Annotated in this window: 24 protein-coding genes, 1 pseudogene and 1 riboswitch; of the genes and pseudogenes, 18 read left to right on the forward strand and 7 right to left on the reverse strand. The window is 35.8% G+C overall.

Features of this window, described 5'->3' with window-relative positions:
- The first annotated feature begins 66 nt into the window (after positions 1-66).
- From AC0NJG_RS05775 to AC0NJG_RS05810, 8 genes are all read left to right on the forward strand, one after another.
- Positions 67-540 (forward strand): NUDIX hydrolase, encoded by a 474-nt coding sequence (locus AC0NJG_RS05775; protein ID WP_087954334.1) that lies wholly within the window; start codon positions 67-69, stop codon positions 538-540.
- Positions 541-669: 129 nt separating this feature from the next.
- Entirely contained in the window at positions 670-1,083 is a 414-nt protein-coding gene (locus tag AC0NJG_RS05780; protein ID WP_001979317.1) for a BrxA/BrxB family bacilliredoxin, read from the forward strand.
- Between the two features lie 267 nt (positions 1,084-1,350).
- Entirely contained in the window at positions 1,351-2,130 is a 780-nt protein-coding gene (locus tag AC0NJG_RS05785; protein ID WP_474062918.1) for a transporter substrate-binding domain-containing protein, read from the forward strand.
- A 36-nt stretch (positions 2,131-2,166) separates the two neighbouring features.
- Positions 2,167-2,826, forward strand: a complete 660-nt coding sequence (locus tag AC0NJG_RS05790) for an amino acid ABC transporter permease (RefSeq protein ID WP_087954336.1) — start codon at positions 2,167-2,169, stop codon at positions 2,824-2,826.
- The gene (locus AC0NJG_RS05795; RefSeq protein WP_087954337.1) at positions 2,819-3,541 is read left to right on the forward strand and encodes an amino acid ABC transporter ATP-binding protein; all 723 of its coding nucleotides are present in this window, start codon (positions 2,819-2,821) and stop codon (positions 3,539-3,541) included. The genes AC0NJG_RS05790 and AC0NJG_RS05795 overlap by 8 nt, the downstream gene beginning before the upstream one ends.
- Positions 3,542-3,641: 100 nt before the next feature.
- Positions 3,642-4,610 (forward strand): aromatic acid exporter family protein, encoded by a 969-nt coding sequence (locus AC0NJG_RS05800; RefSeq protein WP_087954338.1) that lies wholly within the window; start codon positions 3,642-3,644, stop codon positions 4,608-4,610.
- 16 nt (positions 4,611-4,626) lie between these two features.
- The gene (locus tag AC0NJG_RS05805; RefSeq protein WP_087954339.1) at positions 4,627-5,187 is read left to right on the forward strand and encodes a L,D-transpeptidase; all 561 of its coding nucleotides are present in this window, start codon (positions 4,627-4,629) and stop codon (positions 5,185-5,187) included.
- A 66-nt stretch (positions 5,188-5,253) separates the two neighbouring features.
- On the forward strand, positions 5,254-5,493 hold the full coding sequence (locus AC0NJG_RS05810) for a DUF3894 domain-containing protein (protein ID WP_070806812.1): 240 nt from the start codon (positions 5,254-5,256) through the stop codon (positions 5,491-5,493).
- 72 nt (positions 5,494-5,565) lie between these two features.
- Here the strand turns inward: AC0NJG_RS05810 and prli42 are convergent, their stop codons facing one another.
- Positions 5,566-5,658: a stressosome-associated protein Prli42 gene (prli42, locus tag AC0NJG_RS05815; RefSeq protein WP_000549038.1), complete on the reverse strand. Its 93-nt coding sequence runs from the start codon at positions 5,656-5,658 to the stop codon at positions 5,566-5,568.
- A 190-nt stretch (positions 5,659-5,848) separates the two neighbouring features.
- Between prli42 and AC0NJG_RS05820 the strand changes: the two genes are divergently transcribed.
- Together AC0NJG_RS05820 and AC0NJG_RS05825 are read left to right on the forward strand one after the other, a co-directional pair.
- Entirely contained in the window at positions 5,849-6,394 is a 546-nt protein-coding gene (locus AC0NJG_RS05820) for a GNAT family N-acetyltransferase (protein ID WP_139866734.1), read from the forward strand.
- 127 nt (positions 6,395-6,521) lie between these two features.
- Positions 6,522-7,640, forward strand: a complete 1,119-nt coding sequence (locus AC0NJG_RS05825) for a tripeptidase T (protein ID WP_000609808.1) — start codon at positions 6,522-6,524, stop codon at positions 7,638-7,640.
- A gap of 44 nt (positions 7,641-7,684) precedes the next feature.
- On the opposite strand, the gene AC0NJG_RS05830 is transcribed toward AC0NJG_RS05825, so the two are convergent.
- Positions 7,685-7,885, reverse strand: a complete 201-nt coding sequence (locus AC0NJG_RS05830) for a hypothetical protein (RefSeq protein ID WP_087954341.1) — start codon at positions 7,883-7,885, stop codon at positions 7,685-7,687.
- A 141-nt stretch (positions 7,886-8,026) separates the two neighbouring features.
- Between AC0NJG_RS05830 and AC0NJG_RS05835 the strand changes: the two genes are divergently transcribed.
- Entirely contained in the window at positions 8,027-9,265 is a 1,239-nt protein-coding gene (locus AC0NJG_RS05835) for a DNA polymerase IV (protein WP_048550729.1), read from the forward strand.
- Positions 9,266-9,306: 41 nt separating this feature from the next.
- Here the strand turns inward: AC0NJG_RS05835 and AC0NJG_RS05840 are convergent, their stop codons facing one another.
- The 3 genes from AC0NJG_RS05840 to AC0NJG_RS05850 form a co-directional block, all read right to left on the reverse strand.
- A complete protein-coding gene (locus AC0NJG_RS05840) occupies positions 9,307-10,008 on the reverse strand; it encodes an MgtC/SapB family protein (RefSeq protein WP_140168682.1) in 702 nt (233 codons plus the stop codon).
- A gap of 75 nt (positions 10,009-10,083) precedes the next feature.
- Positions 10,084-12,789 (reverse strand): magnesium-translocating P-type ATPase, encoded by a 2,706-nt coding sequence (mgtA, locus tag AC0NJG_RS05845; RefSeq protein ID WP_474062919.1) that lies wholly within the window; start codon positions 12,787-12,789, stop codon positions 10,084-10,086.
- Positions 12,790-13,118: 329 nt separating this feature from the next.
- A riboswitch (M-box (ykoK) riboswitch) is annotated at positions 13,119-13,286 on the reverse strand.
- A 186-nt stretch (positions 13,287-13,472) separates the two neighbouring features.
- Positions 13,473-13,724, reverse strand: coding sequence for a DUF3932 family protein (locus tag AC0NJG_RS05850; protein ID WP_000656492.1), 252 nt, complete (start codon positions 13,722-13,724; stop codon positions 13,473-13,475).
- Positions 13,725-13,913: 189 nt separating this feature from the next.
- Here AC0NJG_RS05850 and rnz point away from each other — a divergent pair, with 189 nt between their 5' ends.
- The 4 genes and pseudogenes from rnz (at position 13,914) to sdaAA (ending at position 17,091) form a co-directional block, all read left to right on the forward strand.
- On the forward strand, positions 13,914-14,837 hold the full coding sequence (gene rnz, locus AC0NJG_RS05855) for a ribonuclease Z (RefSeq protein WP_000397447.1): 924 nt from the start codon (positions 13,914-13,916) through the stop codon (positions 14,835-14,837).
- 378 nt (positions 14,838-15,215) lie between these two features.
- Positions 15,216-15,455, forward strand: a pseudogene (locus tag AC0NJG_RS05860) (hypothetical protein).
- Positions 15,456-15,534: 79 nt separating this feature from the next.
- Positions 15,535-16,194, forward strand: coding sequence for an L-serine ammonia-lyase, iron-sulfur-dependent subunit beta (gene sdaAB / locus AC0NJG_RS05865; RefSeq protein WP_306183787.1), 660 nt, complete (start codon positions 15,535-15,537; stop codon positions 16,192-16,194).
- An 18-nt stretch (positions 16,195-16,212) separates the two neighbouring features.
- Complete coding sequence (gene sdaAA / locus AC0NJG_RS05870) at positions 16,213-17,091, forward strand: L-serine ammonia-lyase, iron-sulfur-dependent, subunit alpha (protein WP_000489463.1); 879 nt, start codon at positions 16,213-16,215, stop codon at positions 17,089-17,091.
- A 50-nt stretch (positions 17,092-17,141) separates the two neighbouring features.
- On the opposite strand, the gene proI is transcribed toward sdaAA, so the two are convergent.
- Positions 17,142-17,981: a pyrroline-5-carboxylate reductase ProI gene (gene proI, locus AC0NJG_RS05875; protein ID WP_087996438.1), complete on the reverse strand. Its 840-nt coding sequence runs from the start codon at positions 17,979-17,981 to the stop codon at positions 17,142-17,144.
- Between the two features lie 165 nt (positions 17,982-18,146).
- Here proI and AC0NJG_RS05880 point away from each other — a divergent pair, with 165 nt between their 5' ends.
- On the forward strand, positions 18,147-19,100 hold the full coding sequence (locus AC0NJG_RS05880) for an MBL fold metallo-hydrolase (RefSeq protein WP_000125139.1): 954 nt from the start codon (positions 18,147-18,149) through the stop codon (positions 19,098-19,100).
- A 9-nt stretch (positions 19,101-19,109) separates the two neighbouring features.
- Positions 19,110-19,904 carry an SDR family NAD(P)-dependent oxidoreductase gene (locus AC0NJG_RS05885; protein ID WP_087954348.1) on the forward strand — a complete coding sequence of 265 codons (795 nt, stop codon included), beginning with the start codon at positions 19,110-19,112 and terminating at the stop codon, positions 19,902-19,904.
- A 181-nt stretch (positions 19,905-20,085) separates the two neighbouring features.
- On the opposite strand, the gene AC0NJG_RS05890 is transcribed toward AC0NJG_RS05885, so the two are convergent.
- Positions 20,086-20,271 (reverse strand): YqzH family protein, encoded by a 186-nt coding sequence (locus AC0NJG_RS05890; protein WP_016086378.1) that lies wholly within the window; start codon positions 20,269-20,271, stop codon positions 20,086-20,088.
- A gap of 223 nt (positions 20,272-20,494) precedes the next feature.
- On the opposite strand from AC0NJG_RS05890, the gene argC reads away from it, so the two are divergent.
- Positions 20,495-21,532 (forward strand): N-acetyl-gamma-glutamyl-phosphate reductase, encoded by a 1,038-nt coding sequence (gene argC, locus AC0NJG_RS05895; RefSeq protein WP_474062920.1) that lies wholly within the window; start codon positions 20,495-20,497, stop codon positions 21,530-21,532.
- The last annotated feature ends 9 nt before the right edge of the window (positions 21,533-21,541 follow it).

Genomic DNA, 21,541 nt, shown 5'->3' on the forward strand with positions numbered 1-21,541 from the left:
ATATACGCATTTTGTCGTTTCATACATATGATACAATAGTGTGGACAACGAAAAAGGAGGGAAACGATGGGATATGTAGAAGAATTACGGAAAATAGTTGGTCATCGCCCTTTAATTTTAGTTGGTGCTGTTGTACTCGTTATAAATGAAAATAGATACGTATTATTACAACAAAGAACAGAGCCTTACGGAAAATGGGGGCTGCCTGGCGGATTAATGGAGCTTAGTGAATCCCCAGAAGAAACTGCTTTTCGTGAAGTATACGAAGAAACAGGAATAAAGGTGAAGAACCTACGATTAATCAATGTGTTTTCTGGAGCGAACTATTTTACAAAATTAGCAAACGGTGATGAATTTCAATCTGTAACGACTGCTTATTATACGGACGAATACGATGGAGATTTTGTTATGAACAAAGAAGAAGCGGTTCAGCTTAAATTCTTCCCACTAACAGAACTACCTGACTATATTGTTGGGTCGCATAAAAAAATGATTAGTGAATATATGAAGATTATGGAAAAAGTGACAAAAAGGTGTTAGAACACGGTTCTAACACCTTTTCTATACCCAAATACAAGTAAACTTACTTGTATTTCATAAACATTAACTGGTAAGATACAAATAGGTAGTTTTAGAGGAGGGAAAAGATTGATTAATTTTAACTTTTTTATGAATGATGTTGTCCGCCAAGCTCGTGAAGAGATTGTCTCTGCTGGATATACAGAATTAACGACGCCAGAAGCAGTAGAAGAAGCGTTTAAAAGAAATGGAACAACACTTGTAATGGTAAACTCTGTATGTGGTTGTGCAGGCGGTATTGCTCGTCCTGCTGCTGCGCATTCCGTACATTATGATAAACGACCTAACCATCTTGTAACGGTGTTTGCAGGTCAAGATAAAGAAGCGACAGCAAGAGCTCGTGAATATTTCGAAGGGTATCCACCATCTTCTCCGTCATTTGCTTTATTAAAAGATGGAAAAATTGTAACGATGGTAGAGCGTCATGAAATTGAAGGTCATGAACCGATGCAAGTTATTGCAAAACTACAATCGTATTTCGAAGAGAATTGCGAAGAACTATAAATAATTGAAAAGGCGCTACGCTCACAATTAAGTGGGTGTAGCGCCTTTTTTATTTATGATTCAAAACGATAGGATATACATTACCTTGTTTTTTTTTTTTTTTTTTTTTTTTTATGCATTATTTTATGCATAACTAACAGCTGTTTTAATGATTTTTTATTTATTTTTATTTTATATATTGCATAAAAATAAAAGTGCTGATACAATACAAACATCGAATAAATATTCTATTAAGCTTTTAAATATACATTATTAGGGGGAAGAAAGATGAAGAAGTTATTATCAATATCGTTTGCACTTATTTTAATTATAAGTATGTTCAGTGCTTGTAGTAATGGGGAAGAAAAGGCTACTGGAAAAAATAAAAAAGTACTGGTTATGGGGACTTCAGCAGATTATAAACCATATGAATACGTAGAAGCTTCAAAAAGTGATGAAATTATCGGCTTTGATGTCGATGTCGCTAAATATATCGGAAAAGAACTTGGTTATGAAGTGAAAGTGAAAGATATGGATTTTGGTGGTTTATTAGCATCTCTTAGCTCAGGAAAAGTTGATTTCGTAATGGCGGGTATGACGCCAACTGCAGAGCGTAAAAATAATGTTGATTTCACAGATATTTATTTTGTTGCGAAAAACATGGTCATTTCTAAAAAGGACTCTAACATTCAATCTGTAGAGGATTTAAAAGGGAAAAAAGTAGGAGTACAAACAGGGTCTATTCAAGAAGAGAAAGCAGCAGAATTTAAAAAACAAGTAGATTTCAAAGTTGAGGGACGTGACCGTATACCAGAAATCTTACAAGAAATTAAAGCTGGTCGTTTTGACGCTGCAATTATAGAAGACACAGTTGCTAAAAATTATTTAGAGAAAATGAAAGATTTACAAGGAATTGAAATTAAAGAAGCGCCAGAAGAAGTTGGAGCAGCAATTGCCCTTCCGAAAAACAGTGACAAAACAGCTGAATTTAATAAAGTAATTAAAAAAATGCAAGAAAATGGAGAAATGGATAAATTAGTGAAGAAATGGTTTGGTAGCGAAAAATAAGCTGCCTTTCACTTTTCTGTGAGGGGAATGAAAAGAATGAACTTAGATTTTTCGGCAATTACGCCTTCGATACCATATATATTAAAAGGCCTAGAAGTTACTTTAAAAATTGTAGCAGTATCAGCGTTAGTTGGGTTTATTTTAGGAACGTTATTAGCGCTTTGCAAAATTGCTAGAATACGAGCATTAAATATAGTGGCAGATTTTTATACATCAATTTTCCGTGGTACACCACTTGTATTGCAATTAATGATTATTTATTTCGGTGTCCCGCAAATAATTGGCTATGAAATACCGGCATTCGTAGCAGCTGTATTAGCATTTAGCTTAAATTCAGGTGCATATATGTCAGAGGTAATTCGCGCCGGCATTCAAGCGGTTGATAAAGGACAAACAGAAGCAGCGATGGCTTTAGGGATTCCTTACGGGAAAATGATGCGAAATATTATTTTCCCTCAAGCATTAAAAAATATATTACCAGCGCTTGTGAACGAGTTTGCGACACTTACGAAAGAATCGGCTGTAGTAACAGTAATAGGAGCGACGGATTTAATGCGTCGTGCTTACATCGTAGGCGGGGAGACATTTAAATATCTTGAACCATTACTTTTTGTTGGATTCATTTATTATATGCTAGTCATTATTCTTACATTAGTCGGGAAGGCAATTGAAGGGAGAATGAAGAAAAGTGATTAAAATTGAAAACCTTCATAAATCATTTGGAAAAAACGAAGTATTAAAAGGAATTACAACAACGATTGGAAAAGGGGAAGTAGTAGCAATTATTGGACCGTCTGGATCAGGGAAATCGACATTTTTACGCTGTATGAATGTGTTAGAAGCACCGACAAATGGTCACATTTGGATTGGAACGGAAGAAGTAACGAATCCGAAAACGAATATTATGCACGTTCGTGAAAATGTCGGAATGGTATTTCAGCATTTTCACTTATTTCCTCATATGACTGTATTAGAAAATATTACGTATGCTCCTATCAATGTAAAAGGGGTACAGAAACAAGAAGCTGAAAAGAAAGCCGAGAAACTTTTAGAAAAGGTCGGTTTATTAGATAAAAAAGATACGTATCCAAATCGTCTTTCGGGAGGACAAAAGCAACGTGTAGCAATTGCGAGAGCGCTAGCGATGGAACCAGAAGTAATGTTATTTGATGAACCAACATCCGCATTAGATCCAGAGATGGTAAAAGAAGTGCTAGAAGTTATGAAATCATTAGTTACGACAGGAATGACAATGGCAATTGTTACACATGAAATGGGATTTGCAAAAGAAGTAGCAGATCGTGTTCTCTTTTTAGATGGTGGAAAACTTGTAGAAGATAGTGCGCCAGCAGAATTTTTTGCAGCACCGAAAAGTGAGCGTGCACAACAATTTTTACAAAAAATATTGTAATATGTAAAGGATACGTGAATAATAAGTAGAAAAGGATGACATTGTGTCATCCTTTTTTTATACTAACTGTAAATACGTTTATACATATAGGAGCAATGCTATGTTCAAAATTGGATACCGTACAGTAAAAACAGCGATAGGGACAGGCGCAGCCGTTTTTATTGCTCAGTTATTAGGATTAGAATTTTATAGTTCAGCGGGTATTTTAGTTATATTATGTGTACAAAATACGAAACGTAAATCTCTTCAAGTATCGTTACATCGTTTTTTAGCTTGTGTATTATCAATGGTGTTCGCATTTTGTATTTTTGAAACAATTGGATATACACCACTAGCAATTAGCGTATTATTACTTACATTTATTCCGACGGCAGTTATGCTTAAAATTCAAGAAGGTATTGTCACGAGTTCAGTTATTGTGATGCATCTATATTCATTGAAACAAATTACATGGCTTATTGTTGGAAATGAAATTGCGATATTAACGGTAGGGATTAGCGTGGCTCTCTTAGTGAATATGTATATGCCAAGTAGTGAAAGTAAGCTAAAAGAGTATCAAGGTAAAATAGAAAGTAATTTTAAAACGATTTTGTTTGAAATGGTTGTGTATTTACGAAATCGAGAAAGTAGTTGGAGCGGGGCAGAACTTATTGAGACTGAACAGATGCTAAATGAAGCTAGAGATTTATCGTTTAAGAAACTTGAGAATGCATTTATGCGAGAAGATGACTATTACTATCGTTATTTTAATATGCGCATGCAACAATTCGAAATTTTAGAGCGAATGATTCCGTTAGCAGCTTCTTTATCGTGGACATATGAACAAGCTGACATGATTGCGGATGTGGTTGAAAACATTAGTAATGCTATTAGCCCTCAGAGTACCGGGGTTATTTCTTTAAGACAGCTTCAAGAAATGAGAGAATTATTTAGAGCGATGCCATTGCCGGCTACACGTGAAGAATTTGAGATACGTGCGAAACTTGTTCAACTTGTATACGAAATGGAACAATATTTACTCATTAAAAGTCGTTTTAAGGGAAAGGATAATATAAAAGAACTTATATAGAAGGTAGGAATTATTTATGCCGTATCTTCTCTCTCTCCTATTATGTCTTTCTTTATCGCCTATTTGGCCCCTTGGTGATAATCCACGTGCCGGTGATCCTTTTATTATTGTAAATAAAGCGACGAATAAACTAGCTTATATTGACGATGGGAAGATTCAAAAGGTTTTTCCAGTCGCGACAGGAAAAACAAATGAATTAACCCCAGAGGGAACTTTTGATATTGTAATGAAAGCAAAGGATCCGTATTATATTGCAAAAGATATTCCAGGGGGATCACCGAAAAATCCACTTGGATCTAGGTGGATGGGATTTAATGCACGAGGAACTGATGGGAGTAAATATGGAATACATGGAACAAACCAACCGAGTTCAATTGGAAAGTATATTTCACAAGGGTGTATAAGAATGAAGAAAAATGATGTGGAGTATTTATTTGATCGTATTCCAATTGGAACGAAAGTGTGGATTGTAAAATCGAAAAAGTCATTTCAGCAATTGGCAAAAGAAAAAGGAGCCATTGCATATGAAAAAGCCAACGAAAAAGTTGGTTTTTTCTATTGTAATAAGTTGTCTTGACATGTGTACATAACCATGCGTTAATGAGAGTATAGAAAGATTAAATTAGATAAAGGAGTTGCTCATATGTACTTGAATCCAAAACTTTCGTATATGCAGTTTTTTATGGGATTTCTATTTATTATTACATTCATATTGGCAACTTTTAATATATGTTCTTATCTTGTAGCGATTGTATGTATGGCATTACTTAATCTTACTTTTGTTATTGGGGCATTTCAGCAGAAACAATATACAAGTTTTGTGCTAGCACTTGTAATGTCATTTTCCTTTAGTATTGTAGCGATTGTGCTTTACATAAAATAAACCATCTCGATTTCGAGATGGTTTATTTTGTTATGTGTAAAAAGTAAAAAAAGGACGAACAGATCGTCCTTTTTACCAAAACATACTTGCGCCAGCAAGTAATGTTGTTACAAGCATAGAAATTAGCATTACATAAATCATAACTTTTTGAGCTTTTTTATGCATCGTTAAACCTCCTTGCAAATCAGTACAATATCATTGTAACGAGAAATGATATTGTGGACAAGGGGGAGAGAAATGACAAAATTCGAGAAGTGCGTGTAAAGTATAACAGGAAATTTGTATGTACGTAGAGAATATATAAGAATGATAGGGTATAAGTTTTTTGTTATGCAAGCTGAAGAATGGAGATACGATGATGAAAATATATGAAACAAATCGTTTACATTTAAGGGAAATTGATGAGTCGTATGCTGAAAAAGTTCTTCAATATTACGACAGAAATCGTGAATTTTTAAAAGCCTGGGAAGAGTATAGACCAGAGGATTTTTTTACGTTAGATTATCAAAAGAAAAAGTTACAAAAGGATAGAAAAGAGTTCGCAGAAGGTAAAATCATTAGATTATGGATTTTTAAAAAGGGTGATGATACGAAAATAATTGGATGTATTTCATTTAATTTAATCGTTCGTGGAATTTACCAATCTTGTGTACTCAGTTATAAATTAGATAAGGAAGAGTTAAACAAAGGTTATACGACAGAAGCGCTTAGAAAAGCGATTCAAGTTGCTTTTGAGGAATTTCAATTACATCGTATAGAAGCACCGATTATGCCACGAAATTTAGCATCTATACAAGTCGTGACGAAGATAGGTTTTCAGTATGAGGGCGTGTCTAGGAAGATGTTAATGGTTAATGGAGTGTGGGAAGATCATATGCGCTGGGTATTGTTAAATGAGTAATAGAAAGCAGATGGTTATCTAGACATATAAACCGTCTGTTTTTTGTCTTGTATTTCGAAACTTTTGCGAAATTCTGTTATAATTAATAGTGTTACATACATAATGGTAGTGCAGGAGGCGCAGTCTTATGATTAATCAAGAACGTTTAGTAAATGAATTTATGGAGTTAGTACAAGTAGATTCTGAAACGAAATTTGAAGCAGAAATTTGCAAAGTATTAACAAAGAAATTTACAGATTTAGGTGTAGAAGTATTTGAAGATGACACAATGGCTGTTACTGGGCATGGTGCAGGTAACTTAATTTGTACATTACCAGCAACAAAAGATGGTGTTGATACAATTTACTTTACTTCTCATATGGATACAGTAGTTCCTGGTAATGGAATTAAGCCTTCTATTAAAGATGGATATATCGTATCAGATGGTACTACGATTTTAGGTGCAGATGATAAAGCAGGATTAGCATCCATGTTCGAAGCAATCCGTGTTTTAAAAGAGAAAAATATCCCTCATGGTACAATTGAATTTATTATTACAGTTGGAGAAGAATCTGGTCTTGTTGGTGCAAAAGCATTAGATCGTGAGCGCATTACTGCGAAATACGGTTACGCATTAGATAGCGATGGAAAAGTTGGTGAAATCGTTGTTGCAGCTCCAACACAAGCGAAAGTGAATGCGATTATTCGCGGGAAAACAGCTCATGCTGGTGTAGCACCAGAAAAAGGTGTATCTGCAATTACTATCGCAGCGAAAGCAATTGCGAAAATGCCACTTGGCCGTATTGATTCTGAAACAACTGCAAATATTGGACGTTTTGAAGGTGGTACACAAACGAATATCGTTTGCGATCACGTACAAATCTTTGCAGAAGCGCGTTCTTTAATCAATGAAAAAATGGAAGCGCAAGTTGCGAAAATGAAAGAAGCATTTGAAACAACTGCAAAAGAAATGGGCGGTCATGCAGACGTTGAAGTAAACGTTATGTATCCAGGATTTAAATTTGCTGATGGTGATCACGTTGTAGAAGTTGCAAAACGTGCAGCTGAAAAAATTGGTCGTACACCTTCTCTTCACCAAAGTGGTGGCGGAAGTGATGCAAACGTAATTGCAGGACACGGTATTCCAACAGTTAACTTAGCAGTTGGTTATGAAGAAATTCATACAACAAATGAAAAGATTCCTGTTGAAGAATTAGCGAAAACAGCAGAATTAGTTGTTGCAATTATTGAAGAAGTAGCGAAGTAATATAATAGAAAAAGCGTGTAAATCACAACTGATTTACACGCTTTTTATTTTGATTCGATTGCTTTTACAAGGCGGATCAGCCAATACAAGAAAATCCATGGCAGTATGTCCTTTGTTATAATGCCTAGTAGACTTGGAAGAATCCCTGCTACGTTAATATCAAAAATAGGGAGTAATAAATAATTAATTAAGATGATTAATATAATAATGAGAAATGTATAATTGAGGTTACTGTTTGATTTCATAATAGATCACTCCTTTTACAAAAATATCCATATCTATATTAAGTATAGCAAAAATAAGGATAAAAAGAATAAGTAATTATTATATTGTACATGAATTTGGTATAATGAAGGAACAAATGTTCTTTGGAGGGAGTGAGTACTATGCGAGAAATGTATCCGAAAAAGGGCCGTGTTATTTTACATGTAGATATGAATTGTTTTTTTGCATCTGTTGAAATTGCTCATGACCCATCATTACAGGGGAAGCCGTTAGCGGTTGCTGGAAATGAAAAAGAAAGAAAAGGAATTATCATCACATGTAGTTATGAGGCGAGAGAATATGGAATACGTACAACGATGCCACTTTGGGAAGCGAAAAGGTTATGTCCACAATTAGTTGTAAGGCGCCCTAATTTTACATTATATCGTGAAGCTTCATTTCAAATGTTTCAAATCCTTTCCCGTTTTACGGAAAAAATACAACCAGTATCAATAGATGAGGGATATTTAGATATTACAGATTGTTACGCACTCGGTTCACCTCTTGAAATAGCAAAGATGATTCAGCAAGCGTTATTAACAGAGTTACAGTTGCCGTGTAGCATCGGAATTGCTCCAAACCTTTTCCTAGCAAAAACAGCTTCTGATATGAAAAAGCCTCTCGGTATTACCGTGCTCCGAAAACGAGATATTCCAGAAATGATTTGGCCACTTCCGGTTGGAGCGATGCATGGGATTGGAGAAAAAACAGCTGAGAAATTAAATGATATTCATATACAAACAATTGAGCAGTTAGCGAAAGGGAACGAACATATCATTCGTGCTAAAATTGGAAAGCATGGTGTTGATTTACAAAAGCGGGCAAAAGGTGTGGATGATAGAGAAGTTGATCCGAGTCAAATGGGACAACATAAAAGCGTTGGTAATTCGATGACTTTTTCAAAGGATATGGAGGAAGAGAAAGAATTACTTGATATGTTAGAAAGGCTATCGAAATCAGTGAGTAAAAGATTACAAAAGCGAACTCTTGTCAGCTATAATATTCAGATTATGATTAAATATCATGATAGGCGGACAGTAACAAGGAGTAAGCAATTGAAAAATGCCATTTGGGAAGAACGAGATATTTTTCAAGCAGCATCTCGTTTATGGAAGCAACATTGGGACGGTGATTCCGTTCGTTTATTAGGTGTTACAGCTACTGAAATAGAGTGGAAGACTGAATCGGTGAAGCAATTAGATTTGTTTTCATTTGAAGAAGATGCGAAAGAAGAGCCGCTACTTGCTGTCATTGATCAAATTAATGATAAGTATGGAATGCCGATTTTACAACGAGGTAGTCAATTATTACGTAAACAAGAAAAGTCTTTTCAGCAAAAATTAGAAAATAAGTTTATGTAGAAGGTGCCATGAAGATGTAAATATCATGACACCTTTCATTTTTAACTTGCTTCTAAATCTAATGAAGTTTTCCACCCAGCTGCAGTAACGCCAGCTTCTAATAGCATTCTACTCACTATTTTTTCAATTAAGACTGCTGCATTTGTATTGCAATGTAATGTAGCTTGTATACACACTTTTTGCTTAGAATCTACGTCTTCACTATACAATTCTTTTAAACCGATGCCTTCAGAACTTACCATGTGCATAAGTAAAAAACGAATATGGGCTTCATGTTCTTCTGAACAAGTAAGAGAAAGGAAGTAGTTCGTTTGTTCAGGTGATTCTTCTTTTGATTTCTGATTCATAAAGAGAGCGATTGGGCGAAGTAGTATATTTGCTAGTAAAACGCCAGCTGCACCTAATATAGCTGCAATGAGAAAACCAGCGCCTGTAAGAGTACCAACAGCAGCAGCGCACCATAGGGTAGCCGCAGTATTAAGCCCCCTAATACTAAAACCATCGCGGATAATAACGCCGCCTCCTAAAAAACCAATCCCACTGACGACTTGAGCAGCAATACGTGAAGGGCTAGCATCGTGATCAATCATGACGGATAATAAAACAAATATACAGGCACCAAGTGATACGAGAGCATTTGTCCGTAGCCCAGCCATCCTATGTCTCCATTGTCGTTCCATTCCGATGCAAGCACCTACAATAATTGCAATAAATAATCTTAGTACAATGTCATACCATACCATCATGGTCACCTCCATACATATAAGTCCAAGTTATGTTTTTGAGAATGAGCGGGAAGCACCCGCTCATTCTCATTTTTATAACCAGCTATGAAACTTTTTAATATAAATTTTTTTTAGGAACTGTGTTAAGAAAGCATAGCCTAATAGTATTCCTACTAACCAAGGGAAATAGCTAAGTGGTAATGCTTGTAATCCAACGGCTGCTCCAAGTGGCGAGAATGGAATGTAAATTCCGATTGCCATAATACAAGCGGTTAATGAAAGAACCGGTACTGATGCAGTACTTTGAATAAACGGAATCTTCTGTGTTCTTATCATGTGAACAATTAAAGTTTGTGTTAGTAATCCAACGACAAACCAACCAGATTGGAATAATGATTGTTCGCTAGCTGTATTTGCGCCGAAGACGTTCCACATGACTACATATGTGATGATATCAAATATGGAACTAATGGGACCGATGCAAATAATGAAGTTTCGTAAGTTGGCAGTATCCCATTTTCTTGGTTTTTCTAAAAATTCTTTATCCATTTTGTCCCATGGAATAGAAAGTTGTGAAATATCATAAAGCAAGTTTTGAATTAAAAGGTGAATGGCAAGCATCGGCAAGAAGGGAATGAAAGCACTTGCTACCAACACACTGAATACATTTCCAAAGTTAGAGCTAGCTGTCATTTTAATATACTTTAAAATATTTCCGAATGTAGTGCGTCCTTCTAAAATACCTGCTTCTAATATCGTTAAACTTTTTTCAAGTAAAATAATGTCGGAAGACTCTTTTGCAATATCGGTAGCAGTATCAACAGATATGCCAACATCAGCTTCACGTAACGCTACGGCATCGTTAATGCCATCTCCCATATAACCTACAGTGTGTCCGTTTCCTTGTAATACTCGTATAATGCGAGATTTTTGCATTGGATTTAGTTTAGCAAATACAGTTGTTTCTTCGGCTAATTTTGCTAATGCTTTATCAGGTAAAGAATCAATTTCGTAACCAAGGACAGGCTCACCGATATTTAATCCAACTTCTTTGCAAACTTTTCTTGTCACGATTTCGTTATCGCCAGTTAAAATTTTCACTTGTACTCCATGCTTCTGTAATGCTTGAATGGCAGTAGCGGCAGATGGTTTCGGTGGATCTAAAAAGCCAATATATCCAGCGAGAATCATATCATTTTCATCTTGTACCGCGTACTCTGTATCATGTATTGGTCTATCTTTTTTATAAGCTACAGCAATAACACGCATACCTTCACTATTTAATGTCTCACTTAGTTGTTTTACATTTACGCGCATGTCATCGGTAAGAGAAACAACTTTGCCATCTACTTCAGTGTAGTTACAAATAGATAAAATTTCTTCTACTGCCCCTTTACAAACCATTGTATGTTCACCTGAAATATCTTTCACGATGACAGACATACGCCGGCGAGCAAAATCAAATGGAATTTCATCTAGTTTTTGAAAAACGGATGGATCAAATTTTTGATTTTCTTCTGTATGTTTTATAACGGCTTTATCTATTAAATTTTTCAATCCTGTTTGATAGAAGCTATTTAAATAGGCAAATTGTAATACACGATTACATGTATTACCATTAGGATCTAAGTGCCGAACAAGTACAACTTTATCTTCTGTTAAAGTTCCTGTTTTATCGGTACAAAGAATGTTCATAGCACCTAAGTTTTGAATAGAATTCAGCTGTTTTACAATTACTTTCTGTTTAGACATGTTAACGGCACCTTTAGCTAAATTAGCAGTCACAATCATTGGTAACATTTCAGGTGTTAGACCAACTGCGATTGCAATAGCGAAGAAGAAAGCTTCTTGCCAATCCCCTTTTGTGAATCCGTTAATGAGAAGAACGATAGGTGCCATAATAAGCATGAATGTAATTAAGAGCCAGCTTACTTTGTTTACACCTTTATCAAAGCTTGTTTCTACGCGTTTACCGATTACTTTTTTTGCTAAAGAGCCGAAATACGTATCAGTACTTGTGGAGACGACAACAGCTTTTGCGCTACCACTTACAATATTTGTCCCCATGAAGCAAAGATTTTCCATATCGAGTGGATTGTAATTTTTTTTCGTGCTTTTCGGTAATAGATGTTTATTTTCTGTATGATAGCAGTTTTCGTACTTTTCTACAGGTAGTGCTTCCCCCGTTAAAGAAGACTGATTTACAAATAAATCTTTAGCCGATAAAATACGCACATCAGCTGGAACAATGTCTCCGGCTGAAAGTGAGATAATATCGCCAGGTACAAGTTCCTCAATTGGAATTTCCGTTGTATCGGTTTGCTTTAAAATCTTTACATTTTTTGTTTCGTGTACAAATCTATCTATTCTAAAGACACTCGCCGTTGTTCGAACCATAGCCTTTAACTGATCCGCAGCTTTTTGAGAACGAAATTCTTGTAAAAAGCGAATCGTTGCACTTAGCATTACCATTACAGATACGACAATAGTTCCTTGTATGTCATCTGTGAAAAAAGAAAGTGCGCCGAGAGCTAATAAAACAAAAATAAATGGATTTTTAAATGCCAGCAGAAATTGAATGTACCACGGTGATGTTTTATTATGAGCTACTTCATTAAGGCCATATAAAGAAAGTCTACGAGACGCTTCTTCTTTAGAGAGTCCATTTTCTGTTGTTTCTAAAAGTTGTAACGCTTTGTTTGCATCCTGCGTTGCGGCTTCCACTAATAATTTGTTATTTGTTTTCATACAATCTTGATCGTATGAATGTTTCGTTTCTTGTCTTTGTAAATTTAACATCGGTAGTTCCTCCTTTTTCATGGAGGAGGAAACAAGCTGTTACTCGACTATTTAAAATTAGGAGGAACAGTTTCTTTCTTACCTCCATGATGAAATATTAACGTAAAACATATGGGTATCTGGGCCGAATCATCAATTGCCAACTGTTCCTCACCTCCGTACAATTTAGTAGTTTCTGAATATGCTATGTTTGTTTCATAGTAAGGTGCATAATACGTAAAAAGACCTTTACTCAAAACGAGTAAAGGTCTGAATTCGCAGTTAAAAGAGTCCACAACAAAGACTGTTAGTAAATATAGATCAAAACAGTTTTGTGTATGACAAAATATACGCACCTCTCCCTCGTTGAGTTTTAGCACTGTATAGCATAGGTACTGAAACCAGCTACGTTAAAAAAGGCCTTCATTCCGACCTTTCCTGTTGACCCATTGGCGTCTCTCGACATTTTTGGGCAGCAGCGTTTCTCTATACAGGAGCCTCACCTAACAGAGACCATATTCAATTACAATTTGAATGTTAGCACTGTAAATTTATAGTGTCAATATCTTTTTTTGAAAAATCAAATAGGTTTATGATGGCTATATAGTAGGAAATAAGCGGAGTTTTTTTGAAATAAGGTTGGAAAATAAATATTGTAATGAACATAAACAAAAAGCACTGATCACAGTGCTTTTTGTTATAGATTATGAGATTGTAGCATTTTCAAAAATAACAATCTCTGAACTGTTTGCAGTTGAAACGCGTTGTGCATAATATGTTAAAGCTGAAGAAATATATGTTGGTAACGAATCATTTGTATGTGTTGTTGTATATTCATGGATTAACTCTTTCAAAGTCGTCCATTCTAATTGTGCTGGGTGATCAGACACGAAAGAACTTACCCAGCGATCAAATGAAGATGAAAAATCAGTTTGTAAACGAAATGCTTCTTTCATAATAAAACGCTCCCTTAAAATGTAGTATAATCATTTTAACATAAAACACGAACGATATCTAAATTTTTTGAGTATAACGTTCGTGATATATAGTTGTCTAGATGATTGGTTGTGTAAATTCGATTTGCCATTTGAAATAACATTCCGTAAGATGAAAGGTAGATTATATAAAGAGCTGGAGGAAAGAAAGTGGAATTTGTATTTTTAGGAACTGGTGCAGGTGTTCCTTCGAAAGGAAGGAACGTTTCAGCAATTGCTTTGCAATTGTTAGAAGAACGAGGACAAACTTGGTTATTTGATTGTGGCGAGGCGACGCAACATCAAATATTACATACATCAGTACGTCCACGCCGCATTGAAAAAATATTTATTACGCATTTACATGGTGATCATATTTTTGGATTGCCTGGTTTATTAGGAAGCCGTTCGTTTCAAGGAGGGACTACACCTTTAACAGTGTATGGACCAAAAGGAATTAAACAATTTATTGAAGTAGCATTATCAGTAAGTACGACACATGTAAAATACCCACTTGAAATTGTTGAGATAACAGAAGAAGGTACTGTGTTTGAAGATAATGAATTTCATGTGGAAACGAAAAGATTGTCACACGGTATTGAATGTTTTGGGTATCGTATTATAGAGAAAGATATACAAGGCGCCCTTTTAGTCGATAAATTGCTGGAGATGGGTGTGAAACCAGGTCCACTCTTTAAGCGTTTAAAAGATGGAGAAGTGGTTGAATTGGAAAATGGTACGATACTAAACGGACAAGATTTTATCGGCCCACCTCAAAAAGGAAGAATTATTACCATTTTAGGTGATACAAGATTTTGTGAAGCGAGTAGAGAGCTGGCACAAGACGCTGACGTACTAGTTCATGAAGCAACTTTTGCGGCAGAAGATGAACAACAAGCGTATGATTATTTTCATTCCACATCTAAGCAAGCTGCGAGTATTGCACTTCAGGCAAATGCAAAACGATTAATATTGACTCATATTAGTTCTCGTTATCAAGGGGATACGTATAAGGAATTATTGAAAGAGGCAAGAGAGCTATTTTCTAATACAGAAATAGCAACGGATTTAAAATCATTTCCAGTAGAAAGATAATAATGATATGAAAAAATGGCGACGAGAGGTTGCCATTTTTTTTTTCTAAAAAAAATAAAATAAAACTGTTATCATTTCATGCTTATATTAGATGAAACAGAAATTTTTAATGATGTGAAGATATAGGATAAAAATACATAGTATCGATTATTTAGAAAAACTGTTATATAAGTCAGACGACATACGAATGATACAAATAGCAAAAAAGGAATTTTATTCAGAACTTTTAAAATTCATTAAAAGTAAGCGTTTTATTAAAAACAAGTTATAATGAGGGCAGATTATAATTTATCCCAATTTAATGGGCAGTAAGACTCTACCTCAAAATTCGCGAATGCGAGGAATTTAGGCGAGAGATAACTGCTCGTAAAAGCACGATTGTTGTGGGCTAATAATTATTGGGAATGGACAAAACTCCCACTGATTATAGTTTCACTTGTTTATGCTATCCTTGTAAGTGGTTCTGTGTTAAACTTTGGATTGCTACCAGACTTTATTGTGGATTAGCTTATATTATTTTTAAATGAAGGTAATGCTAAGTTTCTTATTTCATATGACAACTAGTATTATTTCAGGATAGATTGTTTCATTGTTATTCAAAAACGATCCAATTCGTAGTACAACTGGAAAAGCAACCAATTCGGTAGCTTAATAGAATAGTAAAAAATTTTTTCATAGAGGTTTAGGGGGAGTTATGATGAAGTATCGCTCAGTATTTGATATTATCGGTCCAGTTATGATTGGTCCATCAAGTTCACATACAGCAGGCGCAGCAAGAATGGGGCAAGTTGCTCGCCAGCTGTTTCGTCATGAACCAGAAAGAGTAAGCATTTCATTATATGGATCATTTGCAAAGACGTATCGTGGGCATGGTACGGATGTAGCACTAATCGGTGGGATATTAGGGTTTGAAACAGATGACTTACGTATTCCAGAGGCGCTAGACATAGCAAAAGAGCGCGAAATCGAAGTAGAATTTATTGAAGAAGATGCTAATGCACCGCATCCAAATACAGCGAGAATTCGTTTGTATAAAGGTGAGGAAGAAATTGAAGTTGTTGCTTGCTCAATTGGTGGCGGTAAAATTGAAGTTGTAGAATTAAACGGATTCGATCTTCAATTATCAGGCACGAGTCCAGCACTACTTATTGTAAATAACGATCGCTTCGGTGCTATTGCAGCAGTAGCTTCAATCCTTGCGAAACACGAGATTAACATTAGTACAATGAGTGTTTCTCGTAAAGAAAAAGGAAGAAGAGCGCTTATGGTCATCGAAACAGATGAAATATTAGCAGATGAAGTGATTGAAGAAATAAAAGCGCAACAAAATATTTGTCAAGTAACTATTATGGAATAATTGCAGGGGGGACACACCATGTTTCGGAACGCAGCGGAACTAGTGGCGCAAGCTAAAGAACAAAATGTAAAAATCGCAGAAATTATGATTCAATGTGAAATGGAAACAAGAAGTATTTCACGTGAAGAAGTAATTGCTGGTATGGAAAAGAACTTAGTCGTGATGGAGCAAGCAGTAGAACGTGGTATTCGCGGAGTGAAATCACCAACTGGTTTAACTGGTGGAGATGCTGTAAAAGTTCAGGCGTATATGAAGAGCGGAAAAGGCTTATCTGGAGATACGATTTTGGACGCAGTGAGTAAAGCTGTTGCAACAAATGAAGTAAACGCGGCGATGGGAATTATTTGTGCAACACCAACAGCAGGTTCTGCTGGAACAGTGCCAGGTGTACTATTTGCACTAAGAGAAAAATTGCAGCCTACACGTGAAGAAATGATTGAATTCTTATTTACAGCGGGAGCTTTCGGTATGGTTGTTGCGAATAACGCTTGTATTTCTGGTGCAGCGGGAGGATGCCAAGCTGAAGTTGGTTCAGCAAGTGGAATGGCAGCTGCAGCTGCAGTTGAAATGGCTGGTGGAACACAAGAGCAAGCAGCTACAGCGATGGCAATTTCATTAAAGAACATGCTTGGTTTAGTATGCGATCCTGTTGCAGGACTTGTAGAAGTACCTTGCGTAAAACGTAATGCAGCAGGAGCTGCAAATGCGATGATTTCAGCTGATTTAGCATTAGCTGGTGTAACGAGTACTATTCCATGTGATGAAGTAATTGAGGCGATGTTTAGAATCGGACAAACGATGCCAGTAGCACTTCGTGAAACAGCTGAAGGTGGACTTGCAGCAACACCGACTGGTCGCCGTCTGCAAGAAGAGATTTTTGGGAAGACGAATAACTAAAAATATATGTTTATAAAAAATGGAGCTCAAGTAAGATTGAGCTCCATTTTTTAGTTTCCTTTTGTTAATTGTTCTAACGTTTTCCCAAGATTATGTGATCGTTGCGCTGCCTGTGTAATACAAGAAATAAGCGCTTGTTGAAATTGGTGTTCTTGTAATACTTCAATGCCCGCTTCGGTCGTTCCACCAGGAGAGGTAATTTCCTTTCGCAAAATAGACGGGTGTTTTTCACTTGCTTTTAGCATTTCGGCAGCACCAATCATCGTTTGGAGAATAAGTGACTTTGCAACATCTTCTTTTAAACCGATTTTTTTTGCAGCTTCTTCCATCGCTTCTACTACGTAATAAATATAAGCAGGCCCACTTCCAGATAATGCAGTGACAGCATGCATATCTTCTTCCTCTACAACAGAGACGAGACCAATCGTTTCAAATAAAGCTATGGCAGTTTGAATATGTTCTTTTGTTGCATGTTTTGAAGGTGAGATAGCAGTAGCTGATTTTAAAATAGCTGCAGATGTATTGGGCATGGCACGAATAATCGGAATGTCTTTTTCAAGTAGGTCTCTAATCGAGTGAGTAGAAACACCTGCTAATAACGAAATAATAAGCAGGTTATTATGTATGTCTTCTTTAAAAGGGGTAAGCGCTTCTGCGACATCTTTTGGCTTCATTGCTAGAAACAGAATATTTGTATTAGTAAGTAGTTCTTTTTTATTATGTGTACCTTTGACACCATATTTGTTATGTAGCTCCTGTAACCTTGCCTCGTTAGAACGATTACTTACAGTAATTTGTTCGCCTTTCACAACATTTGCATGTAATAAGCCACCAATAATCGCTTCAGCAATAGAGCCTGCACCGAGAAAGGAAATGTTTTGAATAGACATGATGTTCCTCCTTTAAATTTGGTTAGAAATTCTTATAAATGTACATACATTCGTTTTTAAATAGGAAACACCTCTTTTTGTCTGAAAATAATGACAAATATATATAGAAGTTGTAAACTGAAGAAGTATTCATTTTTGAACCGGAAAGAGACAGGGGGGCTAAGCATGACGGCGATTCATCGAATGGAGATTCCTGTGCCATTTGCAGTTGAAACTGTGAATGTGTTTTTAGTTGAGGGGGAGACATTAACATTAATTGATACAGGGACGAATACAGAAGAGGCAAGAAATGCGTTAGAAAGTCAATTAGGTACATTAGGATATACGATAGAAGATATTAAAACAGTAGTTATTACGCATCATCATGCGGATCATTGTGGGCTTTTAAATATATTTTCTGAGAAGACGAACATTATTGGACACCCTTGGAATGAGCCGTGGATCACGCAAAATCCAGAATTTTTAAAGCGATATCATGAGTTTTTTAGAGAGACGGCTTTACAATTTGGTGTTCCAGCAGCATTTTTGAAAGACGAGGCGTTATTGACGACAAGGACACTGAAATATTCTTGTAATAGATCGTTAACGCATACTGTGAGAGAGGGAGATCGTATTGATTCAATGCCTGGGTTTACAGTAATTGAAACACCAGGTCATGCTTCCACTCATATTTCATTATATAGAGAATCTGATGGAATACTAATTGGAGGGGATGCTCTCATTAGTCATATTTCTTCGAATCCAATATTAGAACCACCATATGAAGGACAAACAGAAAGGGCGCGCCCATTGTTACAATATAATCAAACGTTAAAGCGTTTAAGTGAAATGAATATTTCGCGCATTTTATCAGGACATGGAGAAGATGTTCTCAATGTGAAGCAACTTATTGAAACGAGATTACAAAAGCAAGAAACACGTGCATTTAAAGTGCTTGAGTTATTAAAGGAAAAACCAATGACAGCATTTGAAGTATGTGTAAAACTATTTCCGGTATTGTATAAGGAACAATTACCACTTACTATTTCAGAAACGGTTGGACAATTAGACTTTTTAGCATATAATCAACAAGTGATGATTGATGAATCTTCGCAACAATTGATTTATTATGCAAAGTAGGTGACAGCAATGACGGGACGTTTACAAAATAAAGTAATCGTCATTACAGGTGCTTCTAGTGGAATTGGAGAGCAAGTTGCAATGCAGGTTGCAGAGCAAGGGGCGACTCCAGTATTAATGGCTAGAACAGAAGAGAAATTAAAAGCATTAGCAGACAAAATTAAAGAAACTTATAATACGCCTTGCTATTATTATGTATTAGATGTAAGTGAAGAGACGGGGGTAAAATCTGTTTTTTCAAAAGTATTACAAGAGGTAGGACGTATTGATATATTAGTAAACAATGCGGGATTTGGTATTTTTAAAACGTTTGAAGATGCGTCAATGGATGAAGTGAAAGATATGTTCCAAGTAAATGTATTTGGATTAGTAGCTTGTACGAAAGCGGTACTACCTTATATGGTGAAAAGAAACGAAGGACATATTATTAATATTGCTTCACTTGCTGGGAAAATTGCAACGCCGAAATCGAGTGCATATGCAGCGACGAAACATGCAGTATTAGGATTTACGAATAGTTTACGCATGGAGTTGTCTAGTACGAATGTTTTCGTAACAGCGATTAATCCAGGTCCGATAGATACAAACTTTTTTGAAATAGCTGATCAATCCGGTACATATGTGAAAAATATGGGACGATACATGTTAAAACCAACATATGTAGCAGAGCAAATTGTAAAATCGATGCAAACGAAAAAGCGTGAAGTAAACTTACCGAAATGGATGGGCATTGGTCCGAAACTTTATGCTTTATTCCCAGGTTTATTTGAGCGTGTTGCAGGTAAATCATTAAGTAAAAAATAGGAGATTTCCATATGGAAATCTCCTATTTTTTTATCCCGCTTTAATGGGCAGTAAGACCCCCTCTCAAAATTCAGCGAAAGCAAAGAAGTTAGGTGGGGGATCAACTGCCCATAAAAGTCCGATTGGTTCAACTAATAATCAGTGGGGGATAAAGAAAACCCCCACTGATTAAAGTTTCACTTTATTTTCCAGTCACATAATCGTAAACGATATCCTCAACTGCCTCGTATACATCAATTTTAGTATTTGAATGAATGATCGTTTGAATATGTTTAATAAGCATTTCCTGATCCTCATTTGACATAGGATTACATTGATATTGCTGAAAACTTTTTATAATCATTTTCTCAATTAATTTTTCATTCATGTTTTCCCCGCCTGTATGTACGTATGTATTGTTTTATTGTACTTGAAGTGAAACAAAAAAACTACTATGCACTATTTTTGTATAAAAATTCGGTGGTGTATATTATTTTTCTAGTAAAATTAAGTTTTTTAAGTTTGTAAAATTTATAAATATTTAATTGACTCTATAAATATACAATATTATAATCATACTTAATTTAAAGAATCGATATGAGGAGGAGCATATGAAAGTCGCGATTATTGGAGCAACTGGGTATGGAGGTATTGAGTTAATTCGGTTATTAGAGCAACATCCATATTTTTCGATAGCATCTCTTCATTCTTTTTCCCAAGTTGGCGAGTGTATAACAAATGTATATCCGCATTTTCAAAATGTTCTTGTTCATACGTTACAAGAAATTGATGCGGGGGAAATAGTGAAAGAAGCAGAAATTGTGTTTTTGGCAACCCCGGCAGGAGTATCAGCGGAGCTAACTCCAAAATTATTAGCAGTAGGTTTAAAAGTAATTGACTTATCTGGAGACTTTCGTATGAAAGATCCTTTCATATATGAACAGTGGTATAAAAGGACAGCTGCAAAAGAAGGAGTTCTTAGTAAAGCTGTATATGGGCTAAGTGAATGGAAAAGGTCCGAGGTTCAAAAGGCAAATTTAATTGCAAATCCGGGATGCTTTGCTACAGCTGCATTATTAGCGACATTGCCATTAGTTCGTAGCGACATAATTGAAGAAAATTCCATTATTATTGATGCGAAATCAGGAGTATCTGGAGCAGGCAAAACGCCAACAACAATGACTCACTTTCCTGAGTTATACGATAACTTGCGTATTTATAAAGTAAATGAGCATCAACACGTTCCTGAGATTGAGCAAATGCTTGCGGAGTGGAATAGGGAAACGAAGCCAATCACGTTTAGTACACATTTAATACCGATATCACGGGGAATTATGGTTACACTTTATGCGAAAGTAAAACGAGAAATGGAAATAGAACAACTTCAAAAATTATATGAAGAAACGTATGAACAAGAGCCTTTCATTCGAATTCGTACGCAAGGAGAGTTTCCAAGTCTGAAAGAAGTGAGGGGCTCAAATTATTGTGATATGGGGATAGCTTACGATGAAAGAACAGGAAGAGTGACAGTCGTTTCTGTTATAGACAATATGATGAAAGGTGCGGCTGGGCAAGCGATTCAAAATGCAAATATAATAGCGGGACTAGAAGAGACAACAGGTTTACAACATATGCCGCTTTATCTATAAGGGGGACAT

It is taken from the genome of Bacillus sp. SSR7 (genome assembly GCF_055902415.1).